At 72.8% G+C, this 14,330-nt stretch carries 12 protein-coding genes and 1 pseudogene; 2 read left to right on the forward strand and 11 right to left on the reverse strand.

Going from position 1 to position 14,330, the window contains the following annotated elements; genetic code table 11:
* Window positions 1-12 precede the first annotated feature (12 nt).
* Window positions 13-1,278, reverse strand: coding sequence for a family 10 glycosylhydrolase (locus ABZZ17_RS28940; RefSeq protein ID WP_356880172.1), 1,266 nt, complete (start codon window positions 1,276-1,278; stop codon window positions 13-15).
* A 155-nt stretch (window positions 1,279-1,433) separates the two neighbouring features.
* On the opposite strand from ABZZ17_RS28940, the gene ABZZ17_RS28945 reads away from it, so the two are divergent.
* Window positions 1,434-2,336 (forward strand): 3-hydroxybutyryl-CoA dehydrogenase, encoded by a 903-nt coding sequence (locus ABZZ17_RS28945; RefSeq protein ID WP_356880174.1) that lies wholly within the window; start codon window positions 1,434-1,436, stop codon window positions 2,334-2,336.
* On the opposite strand, the pseudogene ABZZ17_RS28950 reads toward ABZZ17_RS28945, so the two are convergent.
* The 10 genes and pseudogenes from ABZZ17_RS28950 to infC all read right to left on the reverse strand — a co-directional run bounded on the left by ABZZ17_RS28950 (window position 2,321) and on the right by infC (window position 13,471).
* A pseudogene (locus ABZZ17_RS28950) lies at window positions 2,321-2,880 on the reverse strand (NUDIX hydrolase). The gene ABZZ17_RS28945 and the pseudogene ABZZ17_RS28950 sit on opposite strands and share 16 nt — an antisense overlap.
* 53 nt (window positions 2,881-2,933) lie before the next feature.
* Window positions 2,934-4,271 carry a transcriptional regulator gene (locus tag ABZZ17_RS28955; RefSeq protein WP_356880176.1) on the reverse strand — a complete coding sequence of 446 codons (1,338 nt, stop codon included), beginning with the start codon at window positions 4,269-4,271 and terminating at the stop codon, window positions 2,934-2,936.
* A gap of 388 nt (window positions 4,272-4,659) precedes the next feature.
* Window positions 4,660-5,745, reverse strand: a complete 1,086-nt coding sequence (locus ABZZ17_RS28960) for a PP2C family protein-serine/threonine phosphatase (protein ID WP_356880178.1) — start codon at window positions 5,743-5,745, stop codon at window positions 4,660-4,662.
* A gap of 184 nt (window positions 5,746-5,929) precedes the next feature.
* The gene (gene pheT / locus ABZZ17_RS28965; RefSeq protein WP_356880180.1) at window positions 5,930-8,458 is read right to left on the reverse strand and encodes a phenylalanine--tRNA ligase subunit beta; all 2,529 of its coding nucleotides are present in this window, start codon (window positions 8,456-8,458) and stop codon (window positions 5,930-5,932) included.
* Window positions 8,458-9,585 carry a phenylalanine--tRNA ligase subunit alpha gene (gene pheS / locus ABZZ17_RS28970; RefSeq protein WP_356880182.1) on the reverse strand — a complete coding sequence of 376 codons (1,128 nt, stop codon included), beginning with the start codon at window positions 9,583-9,585 and terminating at the stop codon, window positions 8,458-8,460. The genes pheT and pheS overlap by 1 nt, the downstream gene beginning before the upstream one ends.
* A gap of 152 nt (window positions 9,586-9,737) precedes the next feature.
* Window positions 9,738-10,949 (reverse strand): ATP-binding protein, encoded by a 1,212-nt coding sequence (locus tag ABZZ17_RS28975; RefSeq protein ID WP_356880184.1) that lies wholly within the window; start codon window positions 10,947-10,949, stop codon window positions 9,738-9,740.
* Window positions 10,950-11,004: 55 nt separating this feature from the next.
* Entirely contained in the window at window positions 11,005-11,862 is an 858-nt protein-coding gene (locus ABZZ17_RS28980) for an RNA methyltransferase (protein ID WP_356880186.1), read from the reverse strand.
* 111 nt (window positions 11,863-11,973) lie between these two features.
* Window positions 11,974-12,360 carry a 50S ribosomal protein L20 gene (gene rplT / locus ABZZ17_RS28985; protein WP_007263143.1) on the reverse strand — a complete coding sequence of 129 codons (387 nt, stop codon included), beginning with the start codon at window positions 12,358-12,360 and terminating at the stop codon, window positions 11,974-11,976.
* A 101-nt stretch (window positions 12,361-12,461) separates the two neighbouring features.
* Window positions 12,462-12,656, reverse strand: coding sequence for a 50S ribosomal protein L35 (gene rpmI, locus ABZZ17_RS28990; RefSeq protein WP_030387121.1), 195 nt, complete (start codon window positions 12,654-12,656; stop codon window positions 12,462-12,464).
* 104 nt (window positions 12,657-12,760) lie between these two features.
* The gene (infC, locus tag ABZZ17_RS28995) at window positions 12,761-13,471 is read right to left on the reverse strand and encodes a translation initiation factor IF-3 (RefSeq protein ID WP_356880191.1); all 711 of its coding nucleotides are present in this window, start codon (window positions 13,469-13,471) and stop codon (window positions 12,761-12,763) included.
* 322 nt (window positions 13,472-13,793) lie between these two features.
* On the opposite strand from infC, the gene ABZZ17_RS29000 reads away from it, so the two are divergent.
* Entirely contained in the window at window positions 13,794-14,183 is a 390-nt protein-coding gene (locus tag ABZZ17_RS29000; RefSeq protein WP_356880187.1) for a DUF1844 domain-containing protein, read from the forward strand.
* The last annotated feature ends 147 nt before the right edge of the window (window positions 14,184-14,330 follow it).

Consider the following 14,330-nt stretch of genomic DNA (forward strand, 5'->3'; position numbering starts at 1 on the left):
GCGGAACCGGATTCAGCGCGGCGGCACGGCCGTCGGATAGTGATCGGCGACGACCGTGGCCATCGCTCCGTTGGGGTCCGCGGCGACCTGCTTCGCCGAGAAGTAGGAGTGGCCGCGGACCTCGGGGTGCTTGCGGGCCAGCCGCAGGTGCCGCGACAGCTCCGCCGGATCCCGCCAGGCCGCGGTGGGGCTGTCGGCGTCGCAGCGGTACAGCGCCTCCCCCACGTACAGGTCGACGCCCGTGCCGGCGACCGTCCGGGCCCACCAGGGCACGACGGCGGCGTAGTCGGCGGTCGGGTGCCCGATGTGCCAGTACGCCTGCGGGGCGATGTAGTGGAGCCAGCCCTCGGTGACCCACTTGCGGGTGTCCGCGTAGAGGTCGTCGTAGGTCGCCACTCCGGCCCGGGTCGCCGAGCCCTGCGGGTCGACGTCGCCGTTGCGCCAGACCGCGAACGGGCTGATGCCGAACCGCGCCGCGGGACGTACGGTGCGCAGCCTCTCCGACATCTCTCGCACGAGGGTGTCGGTGTTGTGCCGGCGCCAGTCGGCGCGGGAGGCGAAGGAGCCGCCGTACTCCGCGAAGGCCTCGTCGTCGTCGAAGTACTCTCCCGCGACCGGGTACGGGTAGAAGTAGTCGTCCCAGTGCACCCCGTCCACCGGGTACCGGGCGACGGCGTCGAGCATCGCCTCCTGCACGAAGGCCCGTACCTGCGGCAGGCCCGGGTTGTAGTAGAGCTTGCCGCCGTACGCGACGGTCCAGCCGGGATTGCGGCGCGCGGGGTGCGAGGCGACCAGCCGCCGCGGGTCGGTGTGGTTGGCGACCCGGTACGGGTTGAACCAGGCGTGCAGTTCCAGGCCCCGCGCGTGCGCCTCGGTGACCGCCGTCCCCAGCGGGTCCCAGCCCGGGTCGCGGCCCTGCTGCCCGGTCAGCCACTGTGACCAGGGCTCCCGCGCCGAGGGCCACAGCGCGTCGGCCGCGGGCCGGACCTGGAGGATCACGGTGTTGAGCCGACGCTCGACCGCCGCGTCCAGCAGGGACAGCAGCTCCGCGCGCTGCGTCGCGGCGGACAGCCCGCTCCGGGAGGGCCAGTCCACGTTCTCCACCGTGGCGATCCACATCCCCCGGAACTCGGGTCCGGTCCCCCGGGCCGCGCCCGCCCCCTCCGGCGCCGCTCCCGCCGCCGGCCGCCGCGCCGCTGCCGCCGCCGGGCCCGCCGCGGTGGCGGCCAGTACCCCCGCCGCCGCGGCCAGCAGCCGCCGCCGTCCGATGTACCCCATGTGACGACTCCATTCCGTTCCGTGACATTGCTCCGCGTGCGATCAGCATGCCCGCCCCGGCCCGCCACGGGCGTCAAGGACGGGGGTAACGTCGGGGGGCGTGGCGGGCGCCGGAACGCAGTTACCACTGCCGAAGTACGGGGGACCCGCGATGGATGAGCAGCGAAAGGCACGACGTGACGGACCTCTCTACCCTCCCGACCGACATCACCCGGGTCGGCGTGGTGGGCTGTGGCCAGATGGGCGCGGGCATCGCCGAGGTGTGTGCCCGCAGCGGTCTTGAGGTGAAGGTCGCCGAGACCACCGGCGAGGCGCTGGAGATCGGGCGGACCCGGCTGCACAACTCCCTGACGAAGGCCGCCGAACGCGGCAAGATCAGCAAGGAGGAGCGGGACGCCACCCTGGCCCGCCTCAGCTTCACCACCGACCTCGGCGAGTTCGCCGACCGTGACCTCGTCATCGAGGCGGTCGTCGAGAACGAGCAGGTCAAGACGGAGATCTTCCAGGTCCTCGACCAGGTGATCACCCGGCCGGACGCGATCCTGGCCTCCAACACCTCGTCCATCCCGCTGGTGAAGCTGGCCGTCGCGACCTCGCGCCCGGACCAGGTCATCGGCATCCACTTCTTCAACCCGGCCCCGGTCCAGCAGCTCGTCGAGCTGATCCCCGCGCTGACCACCGGCGAAGAGACCGTCAAGCGGGCCGAGGCCCTGGTGCGGGACGTGCTGGGCAAGCACGCGATCCGCGCCCAGGACCGTTCCGGCTTCGTGGTGAACGCACTGCTCATCCCGTACCTGCTGTCCGCGATCCGGATGTTCGAGTCGGGCATCGCGAGCCGCGAGGACATCGACAACGGCATGGAGCTGGGCTGCGCCCACCCGATGGGCCCGCTGAAGCTCGCGGACCTGATCGGCCTGGACACCGTGGCCTCGGTCGCCGACAGCATGTACGCCGAGTTCAAGGAGCCGCTGTACGCCGCTCCCCCGCTGCTCCAGCGGATGGTCGACGCGGGCCGCCTCGGCCGCAAGACCGGTTCGGGTTTCTACCCGTACGGCTGATCCCCGGACCGGCCGCCACCCAGCCGCAGGTGGTGCAGCAGGAGCAGCCCGGCCGCCATGTTGGCGGCCGGGATCTCCCCGCGCGCGATCATGTCCGGTACGAGTTCCAGCGGGACCCATCGCGGCGCGAGGACTCGAACGCGTCCTGCGGGTGCCCGGTGTAGGTCGCGCCGTCGGCCCAGTACAGGTGGTGGCGGGCGTCCGTCAGGCCGTTGGAGGGCTCCACCGTCATCAGGTGGTGCAGCGGGCCCGGCCGCCAGCCCGACTCCTCCTCCATCTCCCGGGCCGCCGCGCACGCGATGTCCTCGCCGTCCTCCACGACGCCCGCGGGCAGCTCCCAGCCCCAGCTGTCGGTGATGAACCGGTGCCGCCACAGCAGCAGCACCTCGTTGGCCCCGTTGACGGCGGTGGCCACCGCCACCGGCCGCAGCCGGATGACGAAGTGGTCCAGGTGCCGGCCGTCGGGGAGTTCCACGTCGGCGAGGTTCACGTCGAACCAGCGGTTCTTGTACACGGTCTGCTCACTCAGGTTCGTCCACTGCACGGTATTGCCACCTTCCGCTTCCGTTGGTGGCAACATCGCAGCAGTTCACGTGCTCAGAGGGGAACGCGCAGCGCCTCGTCGATGAGCAGCGCGGTCTCCTCCGCGCCCGCCGAGCCGCAGGTCAGCAGCTGTTCGCGGACCGTCCGGAGCCGGTCGCGCAGCCGCAGCGACTCCATCCCCTTGGCCCGCTCGGCCATTTCGGCCGCGGCCGCGACCGCCCCGTCCGCCTCGCCCTGCCGCAGCTGGATCTCGCACAGCATCGCCAGCCGGTGCACGCGGCCCCGGTCGTGCGCCGGGGTGCCCACGGCCTGGGCTGCCTGCGCGTGCGCCGCGCTCAGGTCGCCCAGGCTCAGCAGCGCCTCGGCGACCTGTACGTTCACCAGCCCGGGCTGGACGTAGCCCGTCTCGTCGGGCTCGGTGCCGGGCCGGATCTGCCCCGCCGCCGATTCTGCGCGCCGGATGCAGGACAACGCGCCGGCCGTCTCGCCGAGTTGGGCGTACGCCTTGGCCTGCATCGCGTACAGGTCGGCGGACAGGGCCGGCGTGGTGTGCCGGCCGGCGGCGCGCAGCGCGGCCTCGGCGAAGGCGACGGCCTGGCGGTACTCCCGCAGGTGCAGCGACTGGTTGACCAGCAGGGCGATCACGTACGCCCCGAGCCCGCGGTCCCCGCTGGCCTTCGCGAGCCGCAGCGCCTGGTGGAAGTAGCGCTGGGCGAGCCCGTGGGCGTCGGAGTCGTACGCGCAGATCCCCGCGACCGCCACCAGCGAGCCGGTGGCCCGGTACAGCAGGCGCCCGACCGGGTCGGGGTAACTGCCGCGCAGCATCGGGGCCGTCTCGTTGCCGAGGAAGCGGACGATGCGGGCCCGGGTGGCGACGCCCCCGGCCCGCCGGTACATCAGCTCGTAGTGCGCGCGGGCCGCCCGCAGGATCTCGATGTGCTCGGGTCCGATCCGGTGCGGGCCCTCGCGGGACACGTCCGCGTCCTCGGGCGGGTTCTCCCACTCCCACACCGGGATCACGGCCGGGGTGCCGGTGACGGCCCCGGCGGTGAGCTGCCCGGGGCGGCCCAGCTCGTCGGAGCGCCACAGGGCGGTGGCGCGGTCCACGAAGCCGCTGAGCCGGGCCGTGTCCGGGCCCGGCAGGCCGGGTACGCCGAGCCCGATGTCGTCGAGGCCGACGGGGCGGTGCAGGCGGCCCCCGAGGACCTCGCAGATCAGGTCGGGCACCTGGCCGCGCGGCCGCTGCCCCTTCAGCCACCGTGACACCGCGGTGTGTTCGTAGCGCAGTGCGAGTCCGCGGGTGCGGCCCGCCTGGTTCACGTGCGCGGCGAGTCCGGCGTGGGACATGCCCGCCTCGGCGAGGAGGGCGTCGAGCAGGGCGTTGGGCTGCATGGGCCCCTCCATGGGCTCGTCGGAATTCAGGCTAGCGGGTGCGCGGTTCACACGGGGTGTGAACCAAGTACGCGCATAAATGCGATACGCACCCTGCCGCGGAGGGGCTCCGGGGCGCTTCACTGAAGAGCCTCGCCAAAGAGGCCGCTCGGGTCGTCGGCTCCCCCTCGTACAGTGCGACGACCCGGCACCGCGCCGCCCGCCTTGCTGTCTGCCCGACACTCCATGGCAGGCGGGCGGCGCGCCACGGCTGCTGCTGGCTCCGGTTGGTCGCCGGGCCCCCGGCAGCCGGGCCGTATCCGCACCGGGCCCGTCCACCGGCCCGGTGCGGAGCGGCACCACCGGTACGGGTGCGGACGACCCGGACGGGTGGGCACGGCCGGGCCGTTCAGGGGCGGTCGTTGCGCAGGACGAGCAGGGCGACGTCGTCGGTGAGCCGCCCGCCGGTGTGGCGCAGCAGCGCCGCGTGCACGCCCGCCACCAGCCGCGCGGGCGTGAGCGCCGGTGCCTGCGCGAGGACCCGCCCGAGCGGGAAGAAGCGGCCCTGCCGGTCCCGGGCGTCCTCGGCCCCGTCGGTGTGCAGGACGAGCGTCTCGCCGGGCCGCAGCGTCCCGCAGTCCTGGGGTCTGAGGTCGTGGGGCAGCGGCACCACCCCGAGCGGCGGCAGCGTCTCGCCGCCGGCGAGCGGCGCCACCGAGGCCCGTCTCGGGGGCCCTTGGGCGGTGCCCGCCCGGTGGCGGGGCGGGCGGGAGTCGCCGCCGCCGCACAGGGCGGGGTGGAAGGCCCCGCAGGGTTCCGGCTCGGCGTGCTCGGCCGCGGGCCGGATCCGCAGCGGCCAGGGGTGGCCGCAGTTGAGGGCCACGACGGAGCCGCCCGGCGCGATCTGGAGCAGCAGTACCGTGACGAACTCCTCCGCCGCGGGCGACTGCGGTTCGGCCGGGCAGGACGCGGGGTGCTCGGAGCGGGCGCGGTCGCGCACGTGCCGGCCCAGCGCGCGTTCCATGCGGCGCAGGACCCCGCCCAGCGAGGGCTCGTCGTACGCCGCCTCCCGGAAGGACCCGAGCACGGCCGCGGCCGCCCCGAGCGCGGGCAGCCCGTGGCCCCGTACGTCCCCGATCACCACCCGGACCCCGTAGGGCGTCGGCACCGCCTCGTACAGGTCCCCGCCGACCGCCGCGCCCCGGCTGGCGGACAGCTGGGCGGCGGCCAGCGCCAGACCGTCGATCCGTCCCGGCAGCGGCCGCAGCAGGACCCGCTGGGTGGCCCCGGCGATCTCCCGCGAGCGGCGGAGCTCGGCGCGCAGCCCGCGCCGGACGTGCAGGGCGCAGCCCGTGGCCAGCAGCAGGAACGCCGCGCAGGTGGCGAGGCTCGCCGGCCACCGGCCCGGGGACGCCAGTTCCCAGGACACCGCGACGGCGCCCCAGGCCAGGAGGCACGCCCGGCGCGTCAGGGGCATCTCCCCGCGCGTGATCATCCGTAGGTCGCTCCCCTCCGGCTCTGCGGCCGGAACGATTGTGTCGACCTCCAGACGTACCGGACACGGCGCGTCGGGCTTCTCACCCGAACGAGTGAGGCGGGGCATCCGGCGCCCGACAAGGCGAAAGGGGCGCGTCCGGTGGTCCGGACACGCCCCTCTCGGCCGCTCTGCGGCAGCGCGGTCACGCGCCGCGCAGCACCGCTCCGGTCCGCTCGGCGGCCAGCGCCACCGCCGCGTCGCGGGCGGCCGTGGACTCCTCGGCCGTCAGCGTGCGGTCGGCCGCGCGGAAGCGCAGCGCGTAGGCCAGGGACTTCTTGCCCTCGCCCACCTGCTCGCCGGTGAACACGTCGAACAGCCGCAGGGACTCCAGGAGTTCACCCGCGCCCTTGCGCAGTGCGGCCTCCACGGAGGCGGCCGGCACGGACGCGTCGACGATCAGCGCGACGTCCTGGGTCGCCACCGGGAAGGTGGAGATCCGGGGCGCCTGGAGGGCCTCTCCGCCGGCCGCCGCGAGGCGGTCGAGGTCGAGCTCCATCGCGCTGGTGCGGGCCGGCAGGCCCATCGCCTTGACGACGCGGGGGTGCAGCTCGCCGGCGTGGCCGATGACCGTCTCCACCCCGTCCAGGGTGACGAGCAGTTCGGCGCACCGGCCGGGGTGCCAGGGACCGTACTGGCCCTGACGGACGACCAGTTCGGCGCCGGCCTCGACGGCCAGCGCGCGGGCGGCCTGGACCGCGTCCGCCCAGTCGGCCGGGCGGCCCTTGCCCCACCAGCCGGCCTGCTCGCGGCCGCCGGCCAGCACGACCGCGGCGTACCGCGGCTGCGCGGGCAGGGCCGCGTTCAGGGTCTCGATCTCCTCGTCGGTGGGACGCCGGTCGACGCCCAGCCGTACGGCGACGCCCGGCTGGGCGGCGGCCCTGAAGACCGAGCCGGTCTCGAAGAGCGCGAGGTCGTGGCTGCCCCGGCTGTCGTTGCGGCGCAGCGCGCCGAGCAGACCCGGCAGCAGCGTGGTGCGCAGCGCCGGCTCCTCGTCGGAGATCGGGTTGACCAGCTTGACGACCTGGCGGGTGGCGTCGTGCGCCGGGAGCTGGAGCTGGTCGAAGACCTGCTCGCCGATGAACGGGTAGCTCAGTGCCTCGACGTAGCCGGCGCCGGCCAGGGCGCGGCCGACCCGGCGGTGCAGCTGCTGCCGGGCGGTCAGACCGCGGCCGGAGGGGACCTGCGGGAGGGTGGAGGGGAGGTTGCCGTAGCCCTCCAGGCGGATGACCTCCTCGGCGAGGTCGTTGGGCTCGGCGAGGTCGGGCCGCCACGAGGGGACGGTGACGACGAGCTCGTCCTGGCCGTAGACGTCGCAGCCGACCTCCTGGAGGCGGCGGACGACGGTCTCGCGGCCGTAGTCCATGCCCGCGACCCGGTCGGGGTGGTCGGCGCTCATCGCGATGGTGCGCGGGGCGCCCGGTGCGGTGAGCTCGGTGACCCCGGCCTCGGCGGTGCCGCCCGCGAGCAGCACGAGCAGGTCGACGGTCCGCTGCGCGGCCGCGGCGGCGGCCTGCGGGTCGACGCCCCGCTCGAAGCGCTTGGAGGCCTCGGAGGAGAGCTTCAGGCGGCGGGCGGTGCGCGAGATCGACACGGAGTCGAAGTGCGCGGCCTCGATGACCACGTCCGTGGTGCCCGTGACCTGGCCGGTGTGCGGGTCGGTCACGGAGTCGGCGATCTCGGTGTCGGCGCCGCCCATGACACCGGCGAGCCCGATCGGGCCGCTGTTGTCGGTGATCACCAGGTCCTCGGAGTCGAGCGTGCGCTTGACCCCGTCGAGGGTGGTGAACTTCTCGCCCTGCTCGGCACGGCGGACGCCGATCGCGCCGTCGAGGCGGGAGCGGTCGTAGGCGTGCAGCGGCTGGCCGAGCTCCAGCATCACGTAGTTCGTGACGTCGACGGCCAGCGAGATCGGGCGCATGCCCGCCTTCTGGAGGCGGCGCGTGAGCCAGATCGGGGACCGGGCCTCGGGGTCGAGGCCCGTCACCGTGCGGGCGGTGAAGCGGTCGCAGCCGGCCGGGTCGTCGATCTTGACCAGGTAGCCGTAGGAGTTGGGCGCCGGGACGTCGAGCAGCGCCGGGTCGCGCAGCGGCAGGCCGTAGGCGGTGGCGGCCTCGCGGGCCACGCCGCGCATCGACATGCAGTAGCCGCGGTCCGGGGTGATGTCGATGTCGAGGACCTCGTCGACGAGCTGGAGGAGCTCGATCGCGTCGGTGCCGACCTCGTACTCGTGCGGCAGCACGATGATGCCGTGCGTGCCGTCGTCGCCCATGCCGAGCTCATCGCCGGAGCAGATCATGCCGTGCGAGGTCTTGCCGTAGGTCTTGCGCGAGGCGATCGCGAAGTCCCCGGGCAGGACGGCTCCGGGCAGGACCACGACGACCTTGTCGCCGACGGCGAAGTTCCGGGCGCCGCAGACGATCTCCTGCGGTTCGCCGGTGCCGTTGGCCTGGCCGACGTCGACCGTGCAGAAACGGATCGGCTTGCGGAAGCCCTCGAGCTCCTCGATGGTCAGCACCTTGCCGACGACGAGGGGGCCCTGGAGGCCGCCGCCGAGCTGCTCGACGGTCTCGACCTCAAGACCGGCGTCGACCAGCTTGGCCGCCACGTCGCGGCCGGTTTCGCCCGCGGGGAGGTCGACGTACTCCCGCAGCCAGGAAAGCGGGACGCGCATCAGATCTCACTCCCGAACGGCCGGGTGAAGCGAACGTCACCCTCGACCATGTCTCGCATGTCTTCTACGTTGTGACGGAACATCAGCATCCGCTCGATGCCGAACCCGAAGGCGAACCCGCTGTACTTCTCCGGGTCCACGCCGCAGGCGGTCAGCACCTTGGGGTTGACCATGCCGCAGCCGCCGAGCTCGATCCAGCCCTCGCTGGAGCAGGTGCGGCAGGGGCGGTCGGGGTTGCCCACCGACGCGCCGCGGCACACGTAGCACTGCATGTCCATCTCGGCGGACGGCTCGGTGAAGGGGAAGAAGTGCGGGCGCAGGCGCGTGGTGGTGCCCTCGCCGAACAGCTCCTGGACCATGTGGTCCATGGTGCCCTTGAGGTCCGCCATGGTCAGGCCCTCGTCCACGGCGAGCAGCTCGACCTGGTGGAAGACCGGGGTGTGCGTCGCGTCGAGCTCGTCGGTGCGGTACACCCGCCCCGGGCAGACGATGTAGACGGGGGGCTTGCGCTCCAGGAGCGAGCGCGCCTGCACCGGGGAGGTGTGGGTGCGCAGCACGACGCCGGACTCGTCGCCCTCGGTGCCTTCCGGCCCCCGGACGAAGAAGGTGTCCTGCATCTGGCGCGCCGGGTGGTCGGGCGTGAAGTTGAGGGCGTCGAAGTTGAACCACTCCGCCTCGACCTCGGGGCCCTCGGCGACCTCGTACCCCATGGCCACGAAGATGTCCGCGATGCGGTCCATCAGCGTGGTCAGGGGGTGGCGGGCGCCGGCGGGGACCCGGTCGTAGGGCAGCGTGACGTCCACCGCCTCCTCGACCAGCACCCGCTCGTCGCGCTCGGCCTCCAGCTCGACCGTGCGGGCCCCGAAGGCCTTGTTCACGGCGCCGCGGGCCTGGCCGACGCGCTTGCCCGCCTCGGCCTTGGCCTGGGGCGGCAGGGCGCCGATCTCGCGGTTGGCGAGCGCCAGGGGCGAGCGGTCGCCCATGTGCGCGGTCTTCGCCTCGCGGAGCTCGTCGAGGTCACCTGCGGAGGCGAAGGCGGCGAGCGCCTCGTCCCGCATGCGCTCGATCTCTTCCGGTTTCAGTGCCTCGACCTCGACAGGGTCGTACGACTTGTTCGGTGCCGACATCTCTTCCCGTACTTCCGATGGCTGGCTGGTGGGTCCCCGCACGACTCGATCGACGTGATCGGCACAAGGACACAAAGGTGCCAAAGGACGAGTCTAAAGGTCGCTGGGGGTCTGAGGAGCCCGTGGGCCGCCTGGCGAGATACCGCGCAGGGTTACTGCGTGAGGTAGGCCGGGGCGGCGACGGGCAGGATAAATCGGAATCGGGCCCCGCCACCGGGGCCGCGGCCCACCGTGATGGTGCCGCCGTGGGCCTCCACGATGCCCTTGACGATGTACAGGCCCAGGCCGGTGCCACCGCGCTTGCTCCCCCGCCAGAAGCGGGTGAAGACGCGGCCCATCGACTCCTCGGGGATCCCGGGGCCTTCGTCGGTCACGGTGACGGCGGTTCCCTTCTCGTGCGGCGACACGTCGATGGTGACCGTTCCGTCACCGTGGCGCACCGCATTTTCGAGGAGGTTGCCGAGGATCTGGTCGATCTTGTCGGGGTCGGCCCAGCAGTCGGGCAGGGGACGGACGACCCGGACGAGGAAGCGTTCGGGTGCCTGGCCGTTGGCGGTGAGGGCCTGGACGTGCCGGCCCACGGCTGCGGCGAGGTCCACCGGCTGGCGGCGGACCTCCAGGCGTCCGGAGTCGATGCGGGAGATGTCGAGGAGTTCGGCGATCAGCCGGGTGACGCGGTTCGCGTCGGCGTCGACGGTCTCCAGCATCAGCCGCTTCTGGTCGTCGGTGAACCGCTCCCACTTGGCGAGCAGGGTCGCGGTGAACCCCTTCACGGAGGTCAGGGGGGAACGCAGCTCGTGGGCGACGGTCGCGATCAGCTCGGCGTGGCTGCGCTCGGTGCGCCGGCGGGCCTCGGTGCCGCGCAGGGTGACGACGAGGCGGCTGAGGGGACCGGTCGGGTGGGTGCGCACGTAGCGGGCGGAGACGAGCACCTCGCGGCCGCCGGGCAGCAGCAGGTTGCGCTCGGGCTGTCCGCGCCGGGTGGCGAGGCCCCCGTAGGGGTCGGTCAGCGCCCACCAGCGGCGGCCTTCGAGGTCCTCCAGGGGCAGCGCGCGGTCGATGCGGCTGCCGAGGGCCTGGCGGGGGTCGGTGGCCGTCATCCGGGCGGCGGCCCGGTTGAAGCAGATGACCCGGCCGGCGTGGTCGGCGACGACGAGCCCGTCGGGCAGGTCGTCGGGGTCGAGGCCGTACCCGGCCGCCGCGCCGCTCACGTCCCCGGCGCGCGGGGCGCTGCCCTGGTGGGGTACACCGGGCAGGCCGGCGGGGGCGGCGGCGTCCGGGCCGTGGGGTCCGGGGGCGTCCCCGGCCTCGGCCGCGTCCGCGGCTCCCGCGGCCCCCGGCGGGCTGTTCGTACCGACGGTCATGTCCCCGTACCCCACATCTCCGAGTACCGCAGTGGGCCCCCGGGCGGTCACATTACTAGCTGGGGGTCACGGAGCGGCACCCTCCGGGCGCCCGCTGTGCACGCGCGGACGCGTAGAGACACACGGCGGCGGCCGTCGCGAGGTTCAGGCTCTCCGCCTTGCCGTGGATCGGTACCCGTACGACGGCGTCCGCAAGCGCCCTGGTCTCCTCGGGCAGGCCCCAGGCCTCGTTGCCGAAGACCCAGGCCGAGGGACCGCCCATGGTGCCCGCGTCCAGCTCGGCGTCGAGGTCGTCCTGGCCGGCCCCGTCGGCCGCGAGGATCCGTACGCCGGCCGCCCGCAGCCCGTCCACGGCCTGCTCGACCGGTACGCCGACGGCGACGGGGAGGTGGAAGAGGGAGCCGACGGAGGCCCGTACGGACTTGGGGTTGTACAGGTCCACGGAGGCGTCGGTGAGCACCACCGCGTCGGCGCCGGCGGCGTCCGCGCAGCGCAGCACCGTACCGGCGTTCCCGGGGTCGCGGACGTGCGCGAGGACGGCCACCAGCCTGGGCCCGGCCTTGAGGATCTCCTCGAAGGGGGAGTCGAGGAAGTGGCAGACGCCGACGAGGCCCTGCGGGGTGACGGTCTGCGAGACCTCGGCGAGCACCTCGTCGGAGGCGTAGTGCACGCGGGCCCCGGAGAGCAGCGCGGCCTCGACGATGTCGGCGTAGCGCTCGGCGGCCTCGACGGTGGCGAACAGCTCGATCAGGGTCGGTCCCTGGGCCCCGCGGTGCTCGACGGCCTCGCGGACGGCCTGCGGGCCCTCGGCGATGAACCGGCGCTCCTTGGTGCGGAAGTTGCGCCGCGCCAGGCGCCTGGCGGCGGCCACCCGCGGGGATCGGGGGGAGATCAGCTCGTCGGGGTAGCCCATGGGTCTCAGCGGTTCTCTCTACGGGGGTCCGGGCGGGGAAAGCACGCGGACCCGCAGGCGAGAAGCCTGCGGGTCCGCGGGTGCCGGCCGCGTGGCGCGGCCGGCGAGGCTTTAGGCAGCGGCCTTCGGCGCGTTGACGTCGGCCGGGAGGGCCTTCTGCGCGACCTCGACGAGGGCGGCGAACGCGTTGGCGTCGTTGACGGCCAGCTCCGCGAGGATCTTGCGGTCCACCTCGATGTTGGCGGCCTTCAGACCCTGGATGAGGCGGTTGTACGTCATGCCGTTCTGGCGGGCAGCGGCGTTGATGCGCTGGATCCACAGCTGACGGAAGTCGCCCTTGCGCTTCTTGCGGTCGTTGAAGTTGTAGACCAGCGAGTGGGTGACCTGCTCCTTGGCCTTGCGGTACAGGCGCGAACGCTGACCGCGGTAGCCGGAGGCCGCCTCGAGGATCGCCCGGCGCTTCTTGTGGGCGTTTACTGCCCGCTTGACGCGTGCCACTTTTTAACTCCTTGTAGCGGGGCCGTGGTTGTCTTCACACGGCCCGAATTCGATGGGGTCCCGGTCTTGACGTCCCGCTCCCGGCACGGGAGCGGAGGACGTCACTTGCCGAGAAGCTTCTTGATCTTCGCGGCGTCGCCGGGGGCCATCTCCGCGGTGCCGGTCAGGCGGCGGGTGACACGGGACGACTTGTGCTCGAGCAGGTGGCGCTTGCCGGCGCGCTCACGGAGCACCTTGCCGGAGCCGGTGATCTTGAAGCGCTTCTTGGAACCGCTGTGCGTCTTGTTCTTCGGCATAGCGCCGTTATCTCCTCGTCGGTAACGCTCCCACCGGTCCGGAACGGGACCGGCTTACGGGAGCGTCATGTTGTGTCGATGATCCGGGACGGGCTGCCCCGGAATCAGGCCTCGGCGTTCGCCTCAGCAGAGGGAGCCTCGTCGGAGGCGACCTCGGTGGTCTCCGCCTCGACGGCGGCGGTCTCCTCGGAAGGAGCCTCCTCGTCACCGGCGACGACACCCTGGCGCTCGGCCTTGCGGGCGGCCTGCGCCTCGCGGGCTTCGGCCATCGCCTCGGTCTTCTTCTTGTGCGGACCGAGGACCATGATCATGTTTCGGCCGTCCTGCTTCGGGTTCGACTCGATGAACCCGAGGTCCTCGACGTCCGAAGCGAGGCGCTGCAGCAGTCGGTAGCCGAGTTCCGGCCGGGACTGCTCGCGACCACGGAACATGATCGTGATCTTGACCTTGTCGCCCTGCTTGAGGAACCGAACGACGTGACCCTTCTTGGTGTCATAGTCGTGCGGGTCGATCTTCGGCCGGAGCTTCATTTCCTTGATGACCGTGTGCGCCTGGTTCTTGCGCGCCTCACGGGCCTTCATGGCCGACTCGTACTTGAACTTGCCGTAGTCCATGAGCTTGCAGACCGGCGGGCGTGCGGACGCCGCGACCTCGACCAGGTCGAGGTCGTACTCCTGCGCCAGCTCAAGCGCCTTGGCAAGCGGCACGATGCCGACCTGCTCGCCGCTGGGACCGACGAGTCGTACCTCGGGAACGCGAATCCGGTCGTTGATGCGGGGCTCGGTGCTGATGGATCCTCCTCGGTAGCACCACACGGCTGTCTGGCAGACAGCCGCTGACGTCATTTGTCGTCAGACCTACCGCGGCGGAGAATGAAAAAAGCCCCGCCGGGCACAGGCAGGGGCTCCAAAACAACCGGAGCACCGCCGCGTGCGAACCGCGGGGCGCAGACTCGGGCAGCTTTCCATCGTCCGTACGGAACGATGGATGCCACCTGACCGGATGACCTGCCTCCCCGAAGGGTGGTCAGGTGGGAGGGAGCCTCCACTTGTGGGCCGGGCACACAGGTGTCCGGCCGGTCGAAGTACATACTAGCACCCGCGTTGCAAGCCCGCCGCACGGCATATCGTGGGGCGTATGACTGACGCGACGCCCTCCGATTCCACTTCCGTCTCCCCCGGCCCCTCCGACGCCCCCGACTACGACGAGATGACCCGCGACATCGCGGACGTCCCCGCCGTCGAGGTCATCACCACGGTGGCCGTCCACCTGCTGAGCGCCGCGGCGGTCAACCTGGGACTGGACAAGCCGGACTCGGAGCACAAGGACCTCGACGAGGCCCGCAAGCTGATCAACGCCCTCGCGGGCCTGGTCACGGCGAGCGCCACCGAGATCAGCTCCTTCCACGCGGCTCCGCTGCGCGACGGCCTGAAGTCGCTCCAGCTGGCGTTCCGCGAGGCGTCGATCGTCCCGGACGAGCCGGGCCAGGGACCGGGCGAGAAGTTCACCGGTCCCGTGTACGCCTGATCCGCCCCGTTCCCCCGCGTTCCCCACGTTTCCGCACGGGCGAGGGCCCGGGCTCCTGGAAGGTTCCAGGGGCCCGGGCCCTCTCTCGTTCCCGGTGCGGAGCGGCCGGCGGCACTGGTGCCGTGGCCGGGAAGGTGTGCCGGCGGC

Source organism: Streptomyces sp. NPDC006512, assembly GCF_040611935.1.
In the GTDB taxonomy this organism is placed as follows: domain Bacteria; phylum Actinomycetota; class Actinomycetes; order Streptomycetales; family Streptomycetaceae; genus Streptomyces.